General features: G+C 67.7%; 19 protein-coding genes and 1 tRNA gene. 6 read left to right on the top strand and 14 right to left on the bottom strand.

What is annotated here, in order from left to right; all coding sequences use genetic code 11:
* Positions 1-191 precede the first annotated feature (191 nt).
* Both OG455_RS27205 and OG455_RS27200 read left to right on the top strand, forming a co-directional pair.
* Entirely contained in the window at positions 192-932 is a 741-nt protein-coding gene (locus tag OG455_RS27205; protein WP_266298058.1) for a hypothetical protein, read from the top strand.
* Positions 933-1,454: 522 nt separating this feature from the next.
* Complete coding sequence (locus OG455_RS27200) at positions 1,455-2,864, top strand: hypothetical protein (RefSeq protein ID WP_266298056.1); 1,410 nt, start codon at positions 1,455-1,457, stop codon at positions 2,862-2,864.
* A gap of 466 nt (positions 2,865-3,330) precedes the next feature.
* Here the strand turns inward: OG455_RS27200 and OG455_RS27195 are convergent, their stop codons facing one another.
* A complete protein-coding gene (locus tag OG455_RS27195; protein ID WP_266298054.1) occupies positions 3,331-3,801 on the bottom strand; it encodes a hypothetical protein in 471 nt (156 codons plus the stop codon).
* Between the two features lie 39 nt (positions 3,802-3,840).
* On the opposite strand from OG455_RS27195, the gene OG455_RS27190 reads away from it, so the two are divergent.
* Positions 3,841-4,296: a hypothetical protein gene (locus OG455_RS27190; RefSeq protein ID WP_266298052.1), complete on the top strand. Its 456-nt coding sequence runs from the start codon at positions 3,841-3,843 to the stop codon at positions 4,294-4,296.
* Positions 4,297-4,373: 77 nt separating this feature from the next.
* Here the strand turns inward: OG455_RS27190 and OG455_RS27185 are convergent, their stop codons facing one another.
* The 5 genes from OG455_RS27185 to OG455_RS27165 form a co-directional block, all read right to left on the bottom strand.
* On the bottom strand, positions 4,374-4,787 hold the full coding sequence (locus tag OG455_RS27185; protein WP_266298050.1) for a hypothetical protein: 414 nt from the start codon (positions 4,785-4,787) through the stop codon (positions 4,374-4,376).
* A gap of 134 nt (positions 4,788-4,921) precedes the next feature.
* Complete coding sequence (locus OG455_RS27180) at positions 4,922-5,416, bottom strand: hypothetical protein (RefSeq protein ID WP_266298048.1); 495 nt, start codon at positions 5,414-5,416, stop codon at positions 4,922-4,924.
* Between the two features lie 68 nt (positions 5,417-5,484).
* The gene (locus tag OG455_RS27175) at positions 5,485-6,897 is read right to left on the bottom strand and encodes a ParB N-terminal domain-containing protein (protein ID WP_266298046.1); all 1,413 of its coding nucleotides are present in this window, start codon (positions 6,895-6,897) and stop codon (positions 5,485-5,487) included.
* Positions 6,890-7,561, bottom strand: a complete 672-nt coding sequence (locus OG455_RS27170) for a ParB N-terminal domain-containing protein (protein WP_266298044.1) — start codon at positions 7,559-7,561, stop codon at positions 6,890-6,892. Before OG455_RS27170 ends, OG455_RS27175 begins: the two co-directional genes overlap by 8 nt.
* A 50-nt stretch (positions 7,562-7,611) precedes the next feature.
* Complete coding sequence (locus tag OG455_RS27165; protein ID WP_266298042.1) at positions 7,612-7,851, bottom strand: hypothetical protein; 240 nt, start codon at positions 7,849-7,851, stop codon at positions 7,612-7,614.
* Positions 7,852-8,027: 176 nt separating this feature from the next.
* Here OG455_RS27165 and OG455_RS27160 point away from each other — a divergent pair, with 176 nt between their 5' ends.
* Positions 8,028-8,720, top strand: coding sequence for a hypothetical protein (locus OG455_RS27160; RefSeq protein ID WP_266298039.1), 693 nt, complete (start codon positions 8,028-8,030; stop codon positions 8,718-8,720).
* 146 nt (positions 8,721-8,866) lie between these two features.
* Here the strand turns inward: OG455_RS27160 and OG455_RS27155 are convergent, their stop codons facing one another.
* From OG455_RS27155 to OG455_RS27140, 4 genes are all read right to left on the bottom strand, one after another.
* Complete coding sequence (locus tag OG455_RS27155; RefSeq protein WP_266298037.1) at positions 8,867-9,184, bottom strand: hypothetical protein; 318 nt, start codon at positions 9,182-9,184, stop codon at positions 8,867-8,869.
* Between the two features lie 98 nt (positions 9,185-9,282).
* Complete coding sequence (locus OG455_RS27150) at positions 9,283-9,510, bottom strand: hypothetical protein (RefSeq protein ID WP_266298035.1); 228 nt, start codon at positions 9,508-9,510, stop codon at positions 9,283-9,285.
* A gap of 824 nt (positions 9,511-10,334) precedes the next feature.
* Positions 10,335-10,523 (bottom strand): hypothetical protein, encoded by a 189-nt coding sequence (locus OG455_RS27145; RefSeq protein ID WP_266298033.1) that lies wholly within the window; start codon positions 10,521-10,523, stop codon positions 10,335-10,337.
* Positions 10,524-10,579: 56 nt separating this feature from the next.
* Positions 10,580-11,656 (bottom strand): ParB/RepB/Spo0J family partition protein, encoded by a 1,077-nt coding sequence (locus OG455_RS27140; protein WP_266298032.1) that lies wholly within the window; start codon positions 11,654-11,656, stop codon positions 10,580-10,582.
* Positions 11,657-13,215: 1,559 nt separating this feature from the next.
* Here OG455_RS27140 and OG455_RS27135 point away from each other — a divergent pair.
* Complete coding sequence (locus OG455_RS27135; protein WP_266298030.1) at positions 13,216-13,986, top strand: hypothetical protein; 771 nt, start codon at positions 13,216-13,218, stop codon at positions 13,984-13,986.
* A 32-nt stretch (positions 13,987-14,018) separates the two neighbouring features.
* Here the strand turns inward: OG455_RS27135 and OG455_RS27130 are convergent, their stop codons facing one another.
* The gene (locus OG455_RS27130) at positions 14,019-14,999 is read right to left on the bottom strand and encodes a recombinase zinc beta ribbon domain-containing protein (protein ID WP_266298028.1); all 981 of its coding nucleotides are present in this window, start codon (positions 14,997-14,999) and stop codon (positions 14,019-14,021) included.
* A gap of 78 nt (positions 15,000-15,077) precedes the next feature.
* A complete protein-coding gene (locus OG455_RS27125) occupies positions 15,078-15,335 on the bottom strand; it encodes a DNA-binding protein (protein ID WP_266298026.1) in 258 nt (85 codons plus the stop codon).
* Between the two features lie 309 nt (positions 15,336-15,644).
* Here OG455_RS27125 and OG455_RS27120 point away from each other — a divergent pair, with 309 nt between their 5' ends.
* Complete coding sequence (locus tag OG455_RS27120) at positions 15,645-17,258, top strand: tyrosine-type recombinase/integrase (RefSeq protein ID WP_266298024.1); 1,614 nt, start codon at positions 15,645-15,647, stop codon at positions 17,256-17,258.
* Positions 17,259-17,319: 61 nt separating this feature from the next.
* On the opposite strand, the gene OG455_RS27115 is transcribed toward OG455_RS27120, so the two are convergent.
* Complete coding sequence (locus OG455_RS27115; RefSeq protein ID WP_266298021.1) at positions 17,320-18,720, bottom strand: hypothetical protein; 1,401 nt, start codon at positions 18,718-18,720, stop codon at positions 17,320-17,322.
* Between the two features lie 321 nt (positions 18,721-19,041).
* Positions 19,042-19,115 (bottom strand) — tRNA-Ile (locus OG455_RS27110).
* Positions 19,116-19,325 lie beyond the last annotated feature (210 nt).

Below are 19,325 nucleotides of genomic sequence, written 5' to 3'. Positions count from 1 at the left end.
CCCCGTCCCGGGTATCGTGGCGGCCCGCGAGGAGCACAGCCGCTCACCGAGTCAACGGACAATCGAGGCAGTGGGTCACGGCGCCGTCGCCGACTGCCGGGGACGAGCGCACCGTTGAGCGCCTGCCCAGTGCGCGGCGGTCTGGCCAGAGCAGCGACCGGAGCTGGTGGCCCATCAGCTATCGTGTCGCCATGACGCCGATCGAGCTGGAGCGCATCACCGCCCACTCGTACGCAGGCGCGCCGATCGGGCTGGACGCGCAACCGGTGTTCGTATCGGCCTTGACTGCCATTCAGGCCCGGGAGACCGCCGAGCGAAACCGGACAGCCGAAGAACTCCGCGGGTTGAAGATCGTGTCGACCCGGAACTTGTGGGCTGCGGAAAGGCCGCCGGTACGGGAGATGCCCCCGCGTGGCATCGTCTGGCTCTCGCAGGGCTCCGGCAAGAGCATGACCGTCGCGTGGCTGGCCAGTGCGGTACATCGCATCCACGACCTGGTGATAGCCGATGGGTCTCATCGAGCACTCAGCTTCACCACATTGCTGGACACTGCCCGCGCCCGGCGCGGAGACGGTCGGGCGAACCTGTGGCACGGCCTCCAAGAAGCCGTCCTGGACAACAGTTCTCCGGACGCCGCCGGCTCTCCCGACCCGGAAGCCTGGGGCCTGGCTGCTTGGAAGTATTCCAGCGGTCTGGCGAGACTCCACTCCAGCTTCGAGCTTGCCGCCGAGTTGGCTGCCCGATATTCCTGGCCCCCAGATGCCTCGCCTTCCCGGCCAACGGGAACTGAGGATCTGCCACAGCCGCTGGCCATCGCCTGCGGCATCACCCGACTGCAAGCACCCCTGATCCCCAGAGCACCCGGGCGTCCCGGCGCGGCCGGACGCTTCGGGGTGGGCGTCCACGGGCTGAGTCTCGGCCTGGCTGCCTGATGAACCACACCCTCCCGGTTCTTCAACTGAGAGGTGAGCAATGCGTCATGTCCTGGAATCGCCGTGGTCCGAGGAGGTCACGGTGAAGGCGTTCGGGTTCGGCTTGAGCGTGCTGCTGGAGCTGCTGCTCCAGGTGGTGGTCCAGAAGTCCCGGAAGCGGAAGGCTCCGAAGGGGCGGCCCGCCTCGCGGCGGCAGTTCTCACGGAAGTCGCCGCGCCGCGTGGGCGAGCTGCGCCGGGTGAACGGCCGCCGGGACCGCCGGGCGGTTCCTGCCCAGGCGGGGCCGGTGAGCCGTCAGCGGGCGGGACGTCCGGTGCGCCCCGGTGTGCGCGGTTCGCGTCCGGGGAACCGCGCTTCGTAGGCGGTTGAGGGGGCCGACGCCAACGCGTCGGCCCCATGCCCTTCCACTCCAGGCGGTCGGTGCAGGCCAAGACTTGGCGGTTCTCCAGACGCTTCAATGTGTCTCACGGCCCGCCTCCAGATGCCGCTGCCAAATCCCCCGGTTTCTGCGATCATCTGTCAATGGTCGATAGCAGGGATCGTTCGGCGCTGCGCACACTGGTCGGTGAAGCTGTCGCACGTCTTACCGACCTGACACATCCCGCACTAAACCCGGCGTTCAAGCAACTGGGCATGCCACCGATCCCTGCAGACTCCGGGACCAAGCGCGAACGGGTCAACCTGAGCCTCCATCAGGTGCTCGACGCTGAGCTGCCCCAGGTAACTCGACGCATCTTGGAGCAGCACGACATCTACGTGAGCCCAGAGACTCGCCATCAGCTCGAAGACCTGCTCTGGGAAGATGACACGCCGCCCGAGATACCCAAGAAGGTCCGCCGTGAGCTGGCGCGGGCCCTCGACCTTTCGGAGCTGTCTCAGCACCATGACCGCTTCCTGCAGCTGCTCAACCGCTTCTGGATACTCGCAGAGTCAGGCATCTCATTCGAGCAGCTCGAGGGTCTGCTGCTGAACGGAATGCGGATGGCGACACTCAGAGACCGCATCGAGCAGCACGTCTTCCACCATCCCGAGGATTGGTCAGCGGAGGACCTTTTCGAGAACCTCGGGGCGTTCGAGGCCGGGGACGCCAGGTTTGCCCGTTTCCTGGAGGGACTGGTGTCAGCGGATGTGCTCCTTGACGAGCAGCTCCAGGTAGCGACCGTCAGCACAATCAACGGTCATCTCCGTACTGCCGGGGTCGAGCTGAGACTGACTGGCGATGACGGCGGCTATCCCCTGTTCACCGTCGTGTCGACGCGGCTGCACGGCACCCGGCGACCGAAAAACATCATCTTTGCCTCCCTCACCAAACCGGACATCCGCTTCCGGTCCTCAGTGGACAACGACATCGAGATCGTCGGGGGGCACTCGGACGACACCCTCATCTTTGACCGAGAGATCCCCACTATGGGCCTGCGGTGGGGTGATCTGCATGCCTGGTGGCAGGAGACCCGCGAGATCAGCAGTGAGATCGACACCAGGGGGGACCTCTACCAACGACTCTTCAAGAGCCTGCCGGGCAACTCGGAGGGCCAGAAGAACCTCTTCATTGCTTACCACCAGATTCTCGGACCTTCCATCGACGATCTAGCCCTCCTGCCTGAAGTGTGGCTGCACTGGGACCATAAGACCGTTCGAGAGCGCGGACCTGAGGCGTTGCTGCGTTCCCGTATGGATTTCCTCCTACTGCTGCCTCATGGACAGCGCGTGGTCTTGGAAGTCGATGGATCGCAGCACTACACGCGCGACCATGGCCGCACTCCGGACACGGCCAAGTACTCGGAGATGGTCGCCGCCGACCGAGACCTCAAACTCAGGGGATACGAGGTGTTCCGCTTCGGCCACGACGAGCTGAAGAACCTTGATGCGGCCCAGAACCTTCTGCGGAAATTCATCCCGGACATGTTCCGTCGCTTCAGGGTTAGCAACTGACGCCTCGACCTGACGCAGGATCCTCCGCAACTGAGTTACGGATCGATGAGGCTGACGCTGCTCACACTCGGGGTGGGCCTTCCGTGGCGCGGCCGGGACAGGCTTGGGCCGGCGACTCGAACGAAGCGACCAAGCCACGAACCGCGCCCCCGCCGGCGTTAATTCCCCCGAAAGAGTGGAGAGCGGCCTGTCGGGTTGCGGCCCGCTGTCCTGCTCCGCCAAGGTGTCCACAGGTCTCAGCGGGAGATCCATCCGTCCCCACCGAATCCGACCATCATTCGGTGAACTTGCGGCGGACCAAGCCGGCTCGGCAACCCGCTGCTTCATTCACAAGCAGGTGCGCTGGCACGCTCTTCGAGTTGTCGTGCGCCGAGGTCGGCGGCAGCACTGGAAGGGCTCTGTCATGCCGTCTCGCGCGAACCAGCGTCGCCTTCAGATCTACACGGGCGACTCCCACTGGTACGTCTCAAGGACCGACGCCACACGCACGGCGGGTATCCCCGCGGCTGGCGACGGTCAGGCTCTCATCGAGCACCTCTTCCTCTCCAAGTTCAACGGCGGTTTCGCCTACGCGCCTCACCCTGTCGCGATCCGGTCCTGCCGAGTCGTCGGTGACCACGTCGAAGTCAGGCTCGACGAGAGCGGCTTCATCTCCGAGTATCACTACGACATCGCCGAACACGCGATCTGCGCTCTCCTGCCGTTCCAGGCGGAGGACGGCGAACTCGGTGGCGTCTACGGCTTCCGGCTCAGCCACTTCGATACCCGCGGCCTCCATCTCCGGCTGCTCCAGGCACCCGATGCGCGCCTCACGCTCGTCGGGCCGCCGCCCAGCCGGTGGAGGCGGCTCCTTGCCGAGCGCAAGCACGATCTCGTCACCGCCGGCGCCATCCCGCTGTGGACCCTGTCGGTGTTCGGCAGAGCCGAGCAAGTCCACCAGGCCAGGCACGGGGCCTACGAGGGCGAGGAGGCCGAGATGCGTTGGCTCACCTCCGACGTCCTGCGTCGCATCGGGCTGTGGCACACCACCTCCACCGCCTTCTGCACTCGGTACTGGCAGCACGGTGACCAGACCATGATCTGGGAGCTACGTCACCTCTACGGTGTCCGTCCGGCCCACGACGACTTCGCGGCCCTGCTCAGGGATCCGGTCTGGGGCCCTCCCCTGAGCATCTGGAAGTACCACTGCGACTGCCACCACCGCCGCCCCGACCCAGGAGGCCGCCCGCACCCCGACTATGAGCGCCAGTGCACCTTCCACTTCCATCACTCCGACCAACCCGGCGTCCTCCAGATCCGCTTCCGCACCAACGCTCCCAGCGACGACGAGCCGGAGGTCCGCCAGGAGCTGCAGGCCGCCCAAGCCGATTCGGTCTGGCTGAGTCGAGTGCTGCCGCAGCGCAAGCTCGTCGCCGCCCCGGGCACCAGGTGATCGCTGGGGACCGACGCTGGGCCAATGCACTCCGAGCCGTCCAGACGGGGGGCCCGGTAGAACCGCCGACCCGCTCCTCATGGCGCCTCTTGCTCGCGGGCCCACTCCGGCGGGACGTTCGATCGCAGGTATTGCACTGCGCACGGCGCGAGCGCCCAGTAGTCACGTCTGCCCCACACCGGAGCGATCGCGGCCATCATCAAGGGCAGCAGCCGCAACTCCTGCTTGCTGGCTGCTACTTCGCTGAGGTCTCGGTGGGTTATGAGGAGGATCCCGAGTCCTGTCGGCTGGGCGACGGTGCGGGCCCAGAACAGCGGCCAGGTGTTCTCGTCACGGAGGACCCGGCCATGGTCGAGCGGGACGTCGTTGCGGCGATGAATGTGGGCGGCAATCAGGTGCCGTGCGCGGCGGGCAGAGCGCCGGCCACCGTCCTCGATCACTTCCGCAACGACGTCTCCGCCTGGGTACCGGGCCGTTGCGCCGCGCAGCATGGGACCACCGTATAGCTGGATGGCCAGCTCTTGGCCTCGATTCGAGGGCTTCTCTCCTCCCGGAGCGAGCGGCCACCAGACGGCGGGACGCTGCTGGCGCGGCCCGGTCCCATGGTGGGGGCCGGGCCGTTTGCTCAGAGCAGCGGGTCTTGGTCGTAGCGGGGCCCGCTACTGGGAGTGGGCCCCTGCATGTGGCGGACGCCGTGGACAGCGCGGAGGTGATGGGCGAACCACCAGTTCCGGCAGGTGTTGAAGGCGCGGTCGCCGGCGTTGGGGTCGTCGGGTGGGATGTGCCTGCCATCGAACTCGATGGGTTTGACTCCGTCGAGTTCGACGGCGAGTCCGTGGACCTGGAGTTGCTGGCGGTGGCCGGGGGCCTCGACCAGGGCGAGGTGGGGGTTGTTCTCCCAGCGGTAGGGGGTGGTGACGCCGCACAGGTACCAGGCGATGGCTCGGGAGAACTCGTTGAGGTGGACGTCGGCGTGCTGGGTGTCTGGTTTGACGAGGCGGCTGTATCGGCCATGGAGGGATCGTGCGCAGTGCTGGGAGAGGTCGATTCCTGTGACGTATTTGAGCCACAGGAAGTGGTACCTCTGCTCTCCCACCACCGTGATGGTGATTCTCGGCAACTCGGCTTCCTGTCTTGCTAGTTGAATATCACTCCTAGGTATATTCTATACTCATAGAGGAGTATTCCCTAATCGCTGTCCCGCTGCGCGCACGCCCGCATCAGCGCCTCCACCAGCGGCCTGTGCCGGTTGTGCCGGTACTCGCCGGGGTACTCCATGTTGAACTCGGTCTCCAGGGCCGCGCGGCGCTCCTCCTCCGGCAGTGGCCTCGGCTTGCGGCACACCGCGTAGATGTTCCCGCCGTTCGGGTTGCCCCGGGTCTCGACCTCACCGAAGTACCGTTCCATCAGCGCCCGCAGGGAATCCGGGTCGTGGAACCGCTGCATCGTCCACACGCCCTTGCGGAACGTCGCGGTGAAGCCGTCCTCGTCCAGGAACTCGATGCTGCGCCGGTAGCGGCCGTTGTTGCGGGCCTTCTTCCCACTCATCCGCCGCTCGACCGAGCCGAGGGAACGCGTGCCCGTGTAGAAGGTGCCGCCCTTGGCGAGCAGCGAATTGCAGGCGATCACGACGGCTTGCTCGAACTCCAGGCTGGTGACGGAGTTCAGCACCGAGTCCAGCACGACGACGTCGTACAGGCCGTGCGCCGGCACGTCCCGCTGGAGGTCGCGGATGTGGGAGACGGTCGCCGCGACGTCGAGCGCGTTCTCCTTCCCGCTCGCCTTGACGTGCGGCTCGTACCAGTGCGCGTCCCAACCCTGCGACTTGATCCGCTTGACGTAGGCCAGCTCGCCGGCTCCGAAGTCCATGACCCGCTGGCCGGGGCGCAGCTCGGGCAGCACGTGCTGCTCGTAGGTGGTGGACTTGTTCGAGTCGCCCTCGTCACCGCCGAGCCTATGCATCTGGCACCAGTGCTGCGAGTACGCTTTGATGCCGAGCTGGGTGTAGTCGTAGACGCCGTACTCGCCGTCGAGCCACACCGCGAGTTCATCGGCCTCTTGCACGGACAGGCGGTAGCACAGCAGCGGCAGCTTGAGGTCGGCGACGACCACCGCGTAGTCGTTGTTGAGGATGACCCGGCCGCCGCTGTCGGCGACGACCGAGCCCCACGTGCCGTAGCGGGTGACCAGGCGCCGGATCTCGGCCTGGATGGCCGGGTTGGAGCGGGACACTGCGGTGACGTCCTCGGGCTCGATCCACTCCCAGCCGTGGGCGTCGGGGCCGGACGCGGGCACCCGCACCTTCGACCCGTCGGTCTCCACCGAGTTGTGGAGGAGGTTGAACTGCACCTCGTCCTGGGTGGAGACGTGGCCGTCGAGGAGGATCGCTGGAGCGTGGGTCTGGCCGATGGCCTTCAACGACTTGGTTCGCTGGTGGCCGGCGACGAGGACGTGGTTGCCGTTGACGATGACGGGCTTCACGCAGCCGAACAGGGCCAACGACCGCTGGAGCCGGTCGAACGCGTCCTCGGACAAGCGGCGGGGGTTGTAGGGGGCGGGCTTGAGCTGGGCGATGGGGTAGGACTCGATGAATTCAGGCATCGGCCGGCTCCTGCTGCGCCTCGTGCTGGTCGAGGAGGTAGTGCGCGAAGCCGGTGTCCGTGCCGCGGGCGTCGTAGAACGCTCCGTGGACGTTGTTCAGCCGCTCGACTTCGTCCTTGGTGATCTGCACGCGGGTGGTTCCCCACTGCACGAAACCCCACTGCAGGTGCTCGTCGGCGGTCTTGTCGCCCTCGCGGTCGGTCGTCTCGGCAGCAAGCTGGGACGGCAGCTCGATCGAGTCCAGGAGATCGTCTACGGCGTCCTGGTCATAGCCGGTGCCGTCCAGGTCCGGCAGACCGGACAGGATGTCGGCCAGCAGCTCGCTGTCGTATCCGGCGAGGTCCGAGGTGCGGTTGTCGACGACGACGATGCGGGCAGCATCGTCGTCGTCCACGTCGACCCAGGAGACGGCGATCTGGTCCCAGCCGCGCTGGACCGCGGCGTCCCAGGTGTGGTTGCCGGCCAGGATCTCGTGGGGGCGGCCGGTCAGCGTGCCCCGGTTGACGACGACGGGCTTGAACTGGCCGTTCCACTTCAAGGACTCGGCGACAGCGTTCACGTCACCGCGACGCGGGTTGCGGTGGTACCGGTTCAGGTCGCCGATCGGGACGGCGAGGGGCAGCAGGGAGTCAACGATCCGGTCGATCGGTTCACGGGTGCGCACGGAGCAGGTCCTTCGTAGGCCGATTCCCCGCGCCCCACGCGGAAGACAGCCTAGTCGATCAGGCGTTCAGGACTGCCTGGCGAGGCGGCACGGTGCTCACCGCCTGCGTGGGGCCGGTCGTTGCCCGTCGGCTGCCAGGTGTTAGTGGTGCGGAGCGCCTTGATGATCTGGGCTCGGTGGCGCGCCTCGGTGCCCCGCAGTGCGAGCCAGAGCATGACGGCGTCGCTCGCGGATCGGCAGAGCCGAAGGAGCAGCAGGGTAAGGGCCGGATCGGCGAGGTAGCGAAGCACGCGGTCTCTCCTGGCAGTTGTGCGGATCTACGCCTCAAGAGGACCGCGTCCGGGGCCTGTCCGGACAGCCACGTGAACACGCTCCGGTCTCTGCCCGGACGGTGCCGGACAACGCCGGACAGCTAGGTGCCAGTTCCGTAGGCTGTCCTGCCTACCGCGCTCGTTCTGGAGGCTCGATGTCCCTGGCGGATCTCACCGCGCACCTGTCCTCGCTCAGGACTGCATCCGGCTCTCCGACGTTCCGGCAGATGCAGTCACTGACGAACCTCGGCAAGACGACGATTCATGAAGCGTTCGCCGGGAAGCGGCTGCCGACCTGGCCTGTGACACGGGACATTGTCAGGGCTCTCGGCGGGGACGAGAAAGACACACAACGCGTTTGGGCCATTGCCGCTGCGCCGCCTCGTGCTCGAACTGATATCCCGCCGTGGCTGACTGACGTCTTCCACGACGTCCCGGCGCTCGCCGGTCAGCGTGGCTTGGAGCACGCGTGCGCGGTGGCCTCGACGGACCCTCGGGCTGCGGTGGCCGCCGGCTGGGAGGTGGTGCGGCTGTCCGCGCTGCAGCTCTCCCATCGGTTCTACAACGTTCTGCCGGGGAACTGGTCGTCCAACATCGTGGCCACGTTCGAGCGGGCCGAGGCGGATGGGCTGCTGCCGGGCGGGTCCGCGTCGACGGCGCAGTCCTTGCACCGGGTTCACGTCGAGCAGGGCATCAGGCCGGATGACCCGGTGCCGGTCGCTGTTGCTCTGCAGATGGTCGTCTTGGCGCACAGGCTGGCTTGGGTGGCCAGGGACGTGGTCGCCCAGCCGGCGGAGCTGGGCGACCGCCCAGATGCTGCTGACGGCGTGGAAAGCAGCCTCGGGTAGCTCGGACGCTTCAGCGAACGGGGTCTGGGGCGGGCAGCCCCGCCGGACGGCGGGTCCGGTCGGGCGGCTACGTGGTCATGGGGCGCCGGGCGGGGTGAGCGGCCGGGGGGCAACCTGGCGGTCGGCGCGCTGGGACAGCGCCCGGGTCAAGGAGTTCCGCAGGCACGGCCCGCCCCACACGGTCGCCGGCCCGGGTCAGCCTGCGGAGCCGGAAGGTCGTGCCCAGTGATGTGATCGACGGTCAGGGCCCGTTCGTTGGCGTGCGTGTCCCGCAGGCTGGTCAGGTCGGCGCCGTGCTGTGCGCCGAGGTTGATGCCGACTGCGAGGAGCGCCGCGTCGCGGGTGTCGTACGTACCGGGCAGCCAGGTCGTGCGGTCGCTGGTGGAGATACACCAGCCGATGGTGGGCTCGTGGTCGGCGGGCGGGTGAAGGGTGTAGGGGCCGATCGTCTCGGGGTCGTTCATGCAGGTCACCTGTCAGGTCAGGGGCGGCGCCGGGGCGCCGCGGGTATGGATGTGCCCGGCCGGATGACGGGTCCGGCCGGGCACGTTCGGGGGCGGTTCTACTCGCCGCGGTCTTCGTCTCGGGCCTGCTGCGGGGTGATGTCGCCCGCGCACAGGCGGGCGGCGAGCTGCGCGCGGGTGTGGAGGTCGCTGTAGCCGGAGGCGAGGAGTTGGGCGGCGGCGGTGAGTCGCGCTTCGGCGTTCTCGGCCCGTTCCCACAATCGGTCGAGTTCGGGGTCGGTGATGTTGCTGGCGGTCGGCCGTGGTGGCGCTGCCTGGTCGTTCACATGGGGCTCCGTTCCGCGAAGGTCGAGTAGACGGTATCCGGCGCGGCGGGGGCGGCCGATTGCCGTGGTCGCGGTCGGGTGGAGCGAGGTCAGGAGTACGTCGCGGCGCCGGGCCGGGCCTGGGCCAAGGGTTTCAACGCTCGCCCGGTTGCCGGTGACGGACAGCACCCGGATGCGGCGCTGCCTGTCGCCGGGGGGGCACGCCTCGTAGACCTGTCGGGCTCGAACGTGGCCGGTCACCGGTTGTTGCAGCGGCACAGGCCGGAGGACGGGTAGCACCAGGAGTCGCACGCCTTGCACCAGACGGCACCGGGGACGGGTGGGGTGCGGTCGGGCTCGGTGGTGGGGTTCACGTGGTGGTCCTCTGGCGGTGGATGTTGAGCGCGAGAAGGAGCTGCGCTCGGTGTTTGGCGGCGTCCGGGTCTGGCCTGCTCGCGCTGTGGCGGCGGTGGCGTGGCGCGGGTGGCTTGAGTGGGGCGGGGCGGTTCTGTTCGGCGAAGATCGCGCGCAGTGGCCCGTACCGCTCGTGCATGAGGCGGTCGTACAGGTCGGGGTCGGCTGTGGCCGGGGCCTGGTACTCGCTGATGGTGTTTCTCCCTGGGGGTGTGCGCAGGCCCGCCCAGCTCGGAAGGGGTGGGCGGGCCTTGTCGTGGGCTTGGCTCCTGGCCTGCTCATGGGAGTGGCCCGGTCCTGGCGGGTAGGGCGCGGGGGAGGTGCCGCCCGTCAGGACCGTGGAGGTGGGGCTGTCACGGCGCTGCCGCTGGCGGAGGTGACCTATGGGGAGGGGGAACCTCCGCCAGCAACAAGCAGACCGTATCACTTATCTATCCCCATACAAGTGGTGGTTCGAGGTCACCGAACAACTCCTCACTGGTGCATCCCTCGAAGGGGGTGGTGCCGAAGGCGTCCTCGTCCGGGTCGGCACCGGGCGGGTCGAACAGGGAGTCCTGGCGGCCGTTGCCTTGTCCGTACCAGGCGCTGGCGGGCATGTGCCGCCAGTCGGGCCGGGGCATGTCTTCTCCTCGTCGGGCTTGCCTGGCAGCCCCGGACTGGGGCTGCCGGCGGCGGGTCAGGCTGCGGCGAGCTCGGCGAGCTCAGGGGTCTCAGTGTCCTCCTGCTGCGCAGCACCCTCGGCTGTGGCCTGGGTGTCGCCATCCTGGGCGGAGGTGATGATCTCGGCGAGCTCGGCGTCGATCGGGTCCCGCTCGTCGTCCTCGTCGTCGAGGCTGGGCTGCACGGCCGTGTTCGCGACCACGATCTCCTTCGCGTCAGCGAACGCCTTGGCCTGCCGCACCTGGAACTTGGCGTCCTGGATGGCCTTGGCGACGCGCTCCAGCTGGTCGAGGCGGGCGCCGAGCTGGCCACCGAGGGCTGCGGCCAGCTCCTCCACGGGGGTGCGGGCCAGCTCCTCCAGGAGGGCGCGGGTGCGCTCGATCTGGTCGAGGCTGTTGCGGGTCGCCCTCTGGGCGGCGATGCGCTCCTTCTTCTCGTCGTCGCTCAGCTCCTCGATGTCGAACATGGACGGCTGGTTCTGCTGCTCGCGGACCTGGTGGGCGAAGTGCAGCAGGTCGTTCTCCGAGAGCCCCTCGGCTGCCCACTTCTTGAGGACGTCGAGCTGGTTCTTCGGCGTCAGCTCCGAGATGCGGTGCGCGGCGCCGGTCCCGATGTTGCCGAGGGTGACGCGCTCCTGGACCTCGGGGATCAGCCGGAGCAGGTCCATGCGCATCTTGACGTAGCGGGGGGACTTGCCGAACGCCTTGGCGACGTCCTCGACGGTGAGCGGGGTGCCGTCCTCGCGGGTGTCCTCGGCGAGGATGCGCCGGTAGCCGCGCCCCTCCTCGAGCGCCGTCATGTCGTGACGGTTGACGTTCTCGGCCATCGCCCGGCGGAACGCAGCGATGTCGCTGGGGAGGTCGACGATCTCGACCTTGATGGTGGTGTGGCCGGCCATCTCGGCGGCGCGGTAGCGGCGCTCGCCCATGACGATCTCGTAGTCGCCGTCGGGGCGCTTGCGGACCTCGATGGCGTTCATCAGGCCGTGCTGGACGATGGAGTCGCGAAGTTCGATGAGCTTCTCGGGGTCGAAGTACTCGCGCGGCTGGTTGGGGTTCGGGTGAACCTTCGCCATCTTCAGGGTCTTGGCCATGATCGGTGCTCCTTGTGGTTTCGGTTTCCGGGGGGCTTCCCCCCTTCCTTATGAGTAAATTCTATACTCGGATGGATGGTGGGTCAACATTGGGGCGTCCTTTTTCCAATGCCTAATCAGGGATTCCGCAGCGTGCACAAGCCGGTGCTTATGCGTCTCTTATGAAGAGAAACACCGGCCCGGCTGCGAACGCGAGAGAAGCCAGCAAGTCACGGTCACCCCACGCCCCTCAGGGGAGGATGGGGCGACAACGAATGTTGACTCCCCACCCTCGGGGTATTCGAAAGCGTTGCAGTCAACACCGTGTGCCGACTATCCGGCGGGGACTGCCGCGCCGTCCGACTCGACCTACGCGGGAAGACTCCCGGTGGACCGGGCATCCGATGGGCACGCCGCCGGCTCCGGCTCAGCCCCTACGCCGAACAGGGCGACAGCGGCGAGAGCGACCACGTCCCCGGAGAGCGGGCTGCCACCACCGGGCTGCCGCTCGACACCGGCGCGCCGCATCTCCGCGAGCGCCCGAAGGACGCCCGCACTGGTGACTGCCATGTCACCGGCCCCCGCGTACAAGGAGCGGCGCCGACACCACGGCCGACCTGCGACGATCCATGGCCGACGGGCAGACCACCGCGGCGGGACAGCTGGCCGGGGCGCTAAAATCGGCCCGCCTGGGCACGGCAGACCCTCGGTGCTGCTCCGCGTACGCCCACTGGGCGCCGGCGCGGTCGATCGTCACGTCAACCCCCTTGGCACTCGCAGTCGTGACCGCCGACCGCACGGGAACCGGCCCCCCGACTGCTTGACCGCAGGGGACCTATGTGACCCCCGGGTAGCTGGCGGCCCGCGCCTAGCTTGCATGTCGATCTTCAAGCTGTCAAAATCTGAATAACCGCGAAGCGGGGTACGCTCCCGTTGGCGTCCGACAACAGAAACTCTCCCGCAGGGCGCCGCGCACCCGCAGGAAAGGATCACTTATGTCGGCCATATCCGGGCCTGCCCCGGGCAGCCTCGCAGCGAAGCTGGATCTCCTGCGCAGGCGCCTCACCATTCGCGGGGGAAGTCCGCCGAGTACACGCGTCCTCGCTTCGAGGACAAATGACGGAACCGGCAATCCGATCATTGACCACACCGTGATTCACGCCACTCTCAGTGGGGTCAAGACCAACCCGCCGTGCCGTACGATTCTCGGACTGGCCCAAGCCTTCGACTGTCCGCCTGCATACCTCCTCCCGGGCTCCCACGACCTGGAGTCGCTGGAGGTGTACTACGCACACGAGAAGGTCAGAGAGGCGCTTCGCATCATCGCCCCCCTCGGCGAATCGGGCGCCGACGGGCTGCTTCAGGCGGCTCGCGCCCTGTGCGAAGTCCGAGGCATGGCCGTCAACGCCACGCCGCCCACCCTCCCCGAAGCCCCCACGCGCCCGGACCCCAGGCGTCGCGGACGGATGTCCCGGGCAGAGTCCGCCGAAGCGAGTCGCCAGTCCATGTACTCCCTGTACGACTAGGAGAGCCGACACCGGCGCGTGTCGGCTCACATGAAGCGAGTGGTGATACGAGACGTGGACGCAGAGATCTTCAGCGTCACCGCCGGAGCGGCACTAATCAGCACCTTGATGTTCGGCCTGGCGACCCTGCGCTCAGCGCGCCGGGCCCCCGCACAGCATCTCCCCTGGAGCCTCGCCATAGGGGCGGCCCTGTGCACGATCGGGAGCCTGTGCGCGGTTCCCGCCATCGACCAGGGCCTTGAACATGCGACCGGCGTTGAGAATGTGAGCCGTCTGAGTTCCCACCTGTGCGGTGTGGGCCTGTGCGCGGGGCTGCGGGCCGCGATGACGGAATGGACCCACTACGAGGGCTGCCGGCGCAGGGCCGCGCTCCTGCGCCTGGCCGTGGCCGCGTTGGTCGCAGCCACGGCCATCACCGTGTTCAGCGCCGCCAACCGGCACGGCCTCGACTTCACCACCTCGTTCGCCGACGACCGCGGCGTCGTCGCCTACCTGCTGATCATCTACCTCTACGGACTATGGGTCGGCTCGAACCTGTTCTGGGACGCGGGCAGAATCGTCATCGACAACGCCCGCGCCGGCCACCGGCCTCTGGCTCTCGGGCAGGCGAGCGTAGCCTTCGGCGGCTTGGCGTGCGTCGTCTACACCGGCAGCGAGGCCTCGTATCTTCTGGCCTACCAGTTCCTCGGCCACGCATGGCAGTTGGGGATCGAGAAGACCCTGAGCACCGTCTGCGCGGGCCTGTTCATGCTGTGCTCGCTCCTGGGGCTGACCCTCAGCTCCGTATCCCGCCCCCGTCCCCTGCTCTCCACGCCGCGGCGGTGACCTCACCGCGCCGGCGTGTCACGGCGCGGTGCTCACTCCGCCAGCACGATCGGCGCCGGAGGGGCCTCGTTGCGCCACCACAGCACGACCCTGCCGGGCTTGATGCTGCGCACTCCCTGACCGCCGGGGTGGATGTCGATGCGGTGGAGCATGAGCAGTGCGAGACCCGAACGGGCTTCGGTGGGCGCGGAGTTCCACCACGCGACCAGTTCCTCGACCTCGCCGGTGATCGGTGCGGCAACGGCCCGCTCCATCCAGCGGATGCGGCGGTTGAGGGTCTTGGTCTCCTCCGCAGCCTCGGCCTTGGCCTTCTTCAGGTCCTTGGCCTGGAGTTCGCGGCGGACCACCATCGCCGCCAGCTCCTGCATCGACTCGGCGATCTCCTTCACGCGGATCCGGTCGGCGTCCAACTGTGCGGCGAGCACCGTGCGGGCCTTCTCCAGGTCGGCACGGGTGGCGGGCAGCATGAGGCGGGCAAGGACCTGCTCGCCGACATGGTCCTCCAAGAGGTCGGCGGCCACCCGCACTCTGCCGCACTTGCCGGGCCGGTCCTGGCGGGGTCCGTCCGGACAGCAGTAGCCGGGCTTGCCCGCCGACGAGCGCAGGCCGACCATCGGAGCGCCGCAGCGGCCGCACACCGTGAGGTCGACAGCGGTGAGCAGGTAGTCGTAGTCCTCGGAGCGTTCAGCCCTGGCGGAGTCGGAGTGCATCGCCAGGATCACCCGGAACAGCTCGGGGGGGATCATCGCGGGATGGCCTGCCGGGACGAGGTCCCCGTTCGCGTCCTTCTTCAACCCGGCGATGGCGGGGTTGGTCAGCAGGCGGGCCACGGTCTGCGAGGTGAACGGGGCACCGAGGGTACCCACGAAGCCGGCGGTGGCCAGGAAAACCGCCCCGCCCGCGTAGACCTCGCCGTCGGCGCGGCGCTTCGCCAGCTCGAAGACGATCGCCGCTTCCTCGTCATGAAGGGCGCTCTTGCTGAAATCGGCGAACCCGAACAGTCTCGGTGGCATCTGTCCCTACCCGTCAGCATCACTACCGGGCACAACGTGATGGAAGCTAATGCAAGAGCTTCCATCACGTTCTCCGGTTCATCGTTGCACGGCAAGCCCGTCCAGCTGGAGGAACTTCCACAAGGCAGCAGTCAGCACCCTCTTGGTGCCGCCCACCGTGATCATGTCCACGGGGAACTCCCCGCTTCGGACCAGCTGGTACGCCTTGTTCGGCCCCATCCCCAGTGCGCGAGCCGCAGTGACGACATTGATGGTCACCGGAAGGTCCAGGACCTCCCGCGCCGTCATGCCGCGCTCCTCGCACACCTCGACCTGGCCGGTCTTGCCACTGTCCATGAGTCGTCGCGTTTCTCCCCCGCGCCAACTACTCCGCCCCGCCTGGCAACAGTGACAGACGACGACGGACAGTTCAGGATAGCGCGTTTCCAGGGGTTCACGTTAACCGCTCACACGTTCGAAATGGTGCGACCGACCCCGCCAACTCCCCAGCTCGACAAGGGTTCTACGTGTACAGCGGGACCGATTCGGGGCATAATTAGAACGCACATTCGAGTAACATAGAGTAGCGATTCGCTAAAAATCGCAACACGAAGTGAAAGGCGACGAACGGGTCACATGTTCGAGGAACGGACGTACAAGAGGTGCATGTGCAAGGGGCCGCTCGTCCACCGGCGCGGCAAGGACAAGGGCAAGCCCGTCCTCGACAAGGACGGCAAGCAGCGGGTCGGCTACCTCGGCACAGGTTGCCCCAACCTGGCCAAGCGCGACCACGGGTCGTGGTCCTTCTACCTTGAGCTGTCCGCAGGCCCCGACGGCGCGCGCAGCCGGATGCGCCCCGGGGGCTTCCGCACCCAGCGCGAGGCGGCGAAGGAGTGCAAGCGGGTCTGGGAAGAGCACGAAGCCGGCCTCGACGTGGGCGTACGAGAGACAGTCGCCGAGTACCTTCAACGCTGGATCGACAGCAAGAGCGATGTGGCGTTCACCACGACCGACAAGTACCGCGAGCACATCGAACTCCACATCGACCCGTACATCGGCCACCTCGACCGCAAGAAGCTGCGCAAGTCCCACATCGTGGAGATGTTCGCCGCGATCAACGACCGCAACACCACCATCCAGGTCCACCGCGAGTACGTCACCCTCCTGACAGCCGACTGCGAGGTGAAGCGGAAAGCGTGGCGCGAGGGAGCCAAGGCCGACCGGGCTGTCCTGCGTGCCTCCTGGCACGAAGCCCGTGAACTCCTCGCCGTCGAGCGCAAGAAGATGCAGCGCATCACCGGACCGACCACGCTGGTCCGGATCCGCGCCACGCTCTCCAGCGCCCTCCAAGACGCTGTCCGTGCCGAAGAGATCAAGAAGAACTGGGCGCACCTCGTGCGCCTCCCCAAGGTCAAAGCTCCCAAGCCGCTGCTGTGGACCCCCGCCCGTGTCGCCCACTGGCGCGCCACCGGCGAGATCCCCAGCAAGGTGATGGTGTGGACCCCGCAGCTACTCGGCCAGTTCCTCGACCACTACATCGACGATGAGTTGGGCGACCTGTGGCACTTCATGGCCATGCGGGGCCCACGCCGCGGCGAGACATGTGCCCTTCCGTGGACCGAAGTTGACCTCGATGAGATGCAGGTGACGATCAGCCAGCAAGTGGTGTACGTGGCCAAGCAGCTCTTCGGCACCACTCCCAAGGCCGACTCGGAGCGCATCATCGACCTGGACTCCGAGAGCGCCCGGCTCTTCGCCGACCGGCGCGAGCGCCAGGCCGCGCAAAGGGAGAAGGCTGGTGCGGCCTGGACCGAGAGCGGCCTCGTCTTCACCCAGGAGAACGGCAAGGGCTACCACCCCGACTACCTGACCAAGCGATTCAAGAAGCTCATCGAGGACGCCGATCTGCCGCCGATCACGCTGCACGGACTGCGCCATGGAGCGGCCTGCCTCGCGCATGCCGGCGGAGCCGAGATGAAGGACATCTCAGACCAGCTCGGCCACTCCGGCATCCAGATCACCATGGACACCTACACGAACGTCCTCGCTGAGGCCAAGCGGGCACAGGCCGAGGCGGCCCTCAACATCGTCCCCCGCGCGGGCCGCCCAGTTCCCACGCCCCCGGCCCCGGAGCAGACCCCAGCCGAAGTCCCCGCCCAGCAGGAGACGCCCACGCCGGTCCCTGTCCCGGCAGGCGGCGCACGGCTGACCGCACTACACCGCGCACGGGAGAAGAAGGCCGCCCAGGCAGCCAAGGCCAAGGACCGGGTAACGATCTGACCTGGGTCAGAACGGGGCGGTGGCTTGACCAGTCACCGCCCCGTTGAATCAGGCTCCTGCACTACGAGGGCGCAGCCGCTGACGCTGGCGGCTCGGGTAGAGAAAGACGCCTGGCGAGGTCCCGGTAGGTGCGCTCGTAATCGCGCGATTCCTCCAGGTAGGCACGCCACACGACGTCGCGCTCCGGGCCCAGGTGGGCAGTCGCCTGGTACAGCGTCTCCAGGTAGCCGGGCATGCGCTTACCCCAACACTCGATGTTGTCCCACCACGCCCGCAGAATCGTCTTCAAGGTGGCCAAGTCCAGGAACGCCGCACAAGGCAGCACCGCCATCTTCGCCACGAACTCGCCGTCGTCGAAGCTACGGACCGCCGTCAGGAGGTCTGCCAGGTGCTGCGTGTAGTAGGCGTCCGGTCGTCGGCTGATCACGTCCGCCCTGTGGGAGTAGTGCAGCCCTGCGAACGCCTTCTCCAGCGCAGTCATGGCCTGCCTCAACTCCGGATGGGTAACGAGGCCCAGAACCTTGATCTCGGCGCCCGAGAGTGATGCTGCGGCTCGCTCCCCCTTGCTGCCGATCTGCTCGATCTGGGACTCGAAGAGCCCTCGCAGACTCTCGGGCACCGCCTTCCAGAAGGCGGGCAGGTCACCCAGCCGCCCGACCGCCGCGAGCTGTACAGCCGGGACTGCGTTGCCCAGCTTCGTCATCTGCTTGGCCATCGCCTGCTCGACCAGCGCGGTGTCCCGCTCAGCGAAGCAGCCCAGGCAGTTGGCCATCCGGTCTGCCAGCTGATCCGCCGGCAGACCGGTGTCGGCGGCGTCGAGCTGAAGGACGGCGAACTTCGCGGCGAACTCGACTACGTGCTTGCGGGCTGCCGGGCGGACCCGGTCGAAGTAGGTGTGGGTGAGGTGGGCGGGGTGCAGGACGAAGCCCGGGGCGGCGACGGCCGCCGCGAAGCTCTCCCTGACCTTGCGGCCCTGGCTCGGGGGATGGATCAGCAGCGCGTCCAATGCGGCCACCAGGTGGGCGCGGGCGTACTCGGAGGTTGGCTGGTACAGCTCGCCCAAGGGGCGCAGGGACGGGTGCGCGCTCTGGTGGCGGTCTTCGCGCAGTCGGTCCAGCTGGACGTGCTGCGAGGAGTCGATCAGCTCCAGCTTGAGCGCGGTGTCGAGGATTTCCCGCTCGACTTCGAGCATCTTCGCCACGCCGGACCGGCGCGTCTTCTCGTCACTGTCGCCGGCGAGAGTCTGTGCCTCCTCCACCTTCTCGGCAAGAGCCCTGGCGTCAGGTTCGCCGTCGTCGTTGAGGGCCTGCACCTTGGCGATCACGTCTGCGCACACCGCGGTCCAGGTGAGGACGATCGCTGCACGCGGGATGCCGGTGGTGTAGCTGCGGTAGGCGTCCTGCGCCAGGGGGCGCACGTCGGGGTTGTGGATCCGGGTGAGGCGTTCTTCAAGGTCGATCACGGGCTTCGTTCGTCCTCCCCTGCGTCGCCGGGCGGGACCTTGATCGTCCTCGCGTACTCGGCCGAGAGGATGCTACGCCGCTTGGGTGCGCGATGGCGCCGGGTTTTGAGCGGCTGCCGACGTGGGAGCCGCTGGCCGGGCTTGGGGGCCGGTCCGATGTCCACTCGTCAGCGCCGTGTCCACTAGAAGTCCACTAGCGGGTGAATCTCAGCGTGTCCATGAGGGGCTGGGCGGCCGGATGCCCTACGATCTGCGCAAGGGACCGGGGCGTTTTCGCAGGTCAGCGCCAGGATTCTTCTGATCATCCATCAGGATCTTGTGTAGGGCGGGTGGGACTCGAACCCACGACCCAGGGATTATGAGTCCCCTGCTCTAACCGGCTGAGCTACCGCCCCGACTCACCGCGTCGGCACCGCCACCACAGTGGCGGTCCTCGCAGCACAGACGGCCCCGCAGGGCCGCCTCGGGCAGCATATCCGGTCGATCAGCCGTGGTGCGCGCCGGGGGCGCACCACGAGTGCGCTCCCGGGCCCGGTCCTGCCGTCCGCCGGCGGCCGGGGCGCCGTAGGGTGCCGGTGACGGTCCGCCGCCGCCCGGGTGAAGCC

Source organism: Kitasatospora sp. NBC_01287, assembly GCF_026340565.1.
Classification (GTDB): Bacteria; Actinomycetota; Actinomycetes; order Streptomycetales; family Streptomycetaceae; genus Kitasatospora.
Note: the sequence above shows the minus strand (reverse complement) of the source record. Positions and strands in the feature narration are given on the sequence as shown.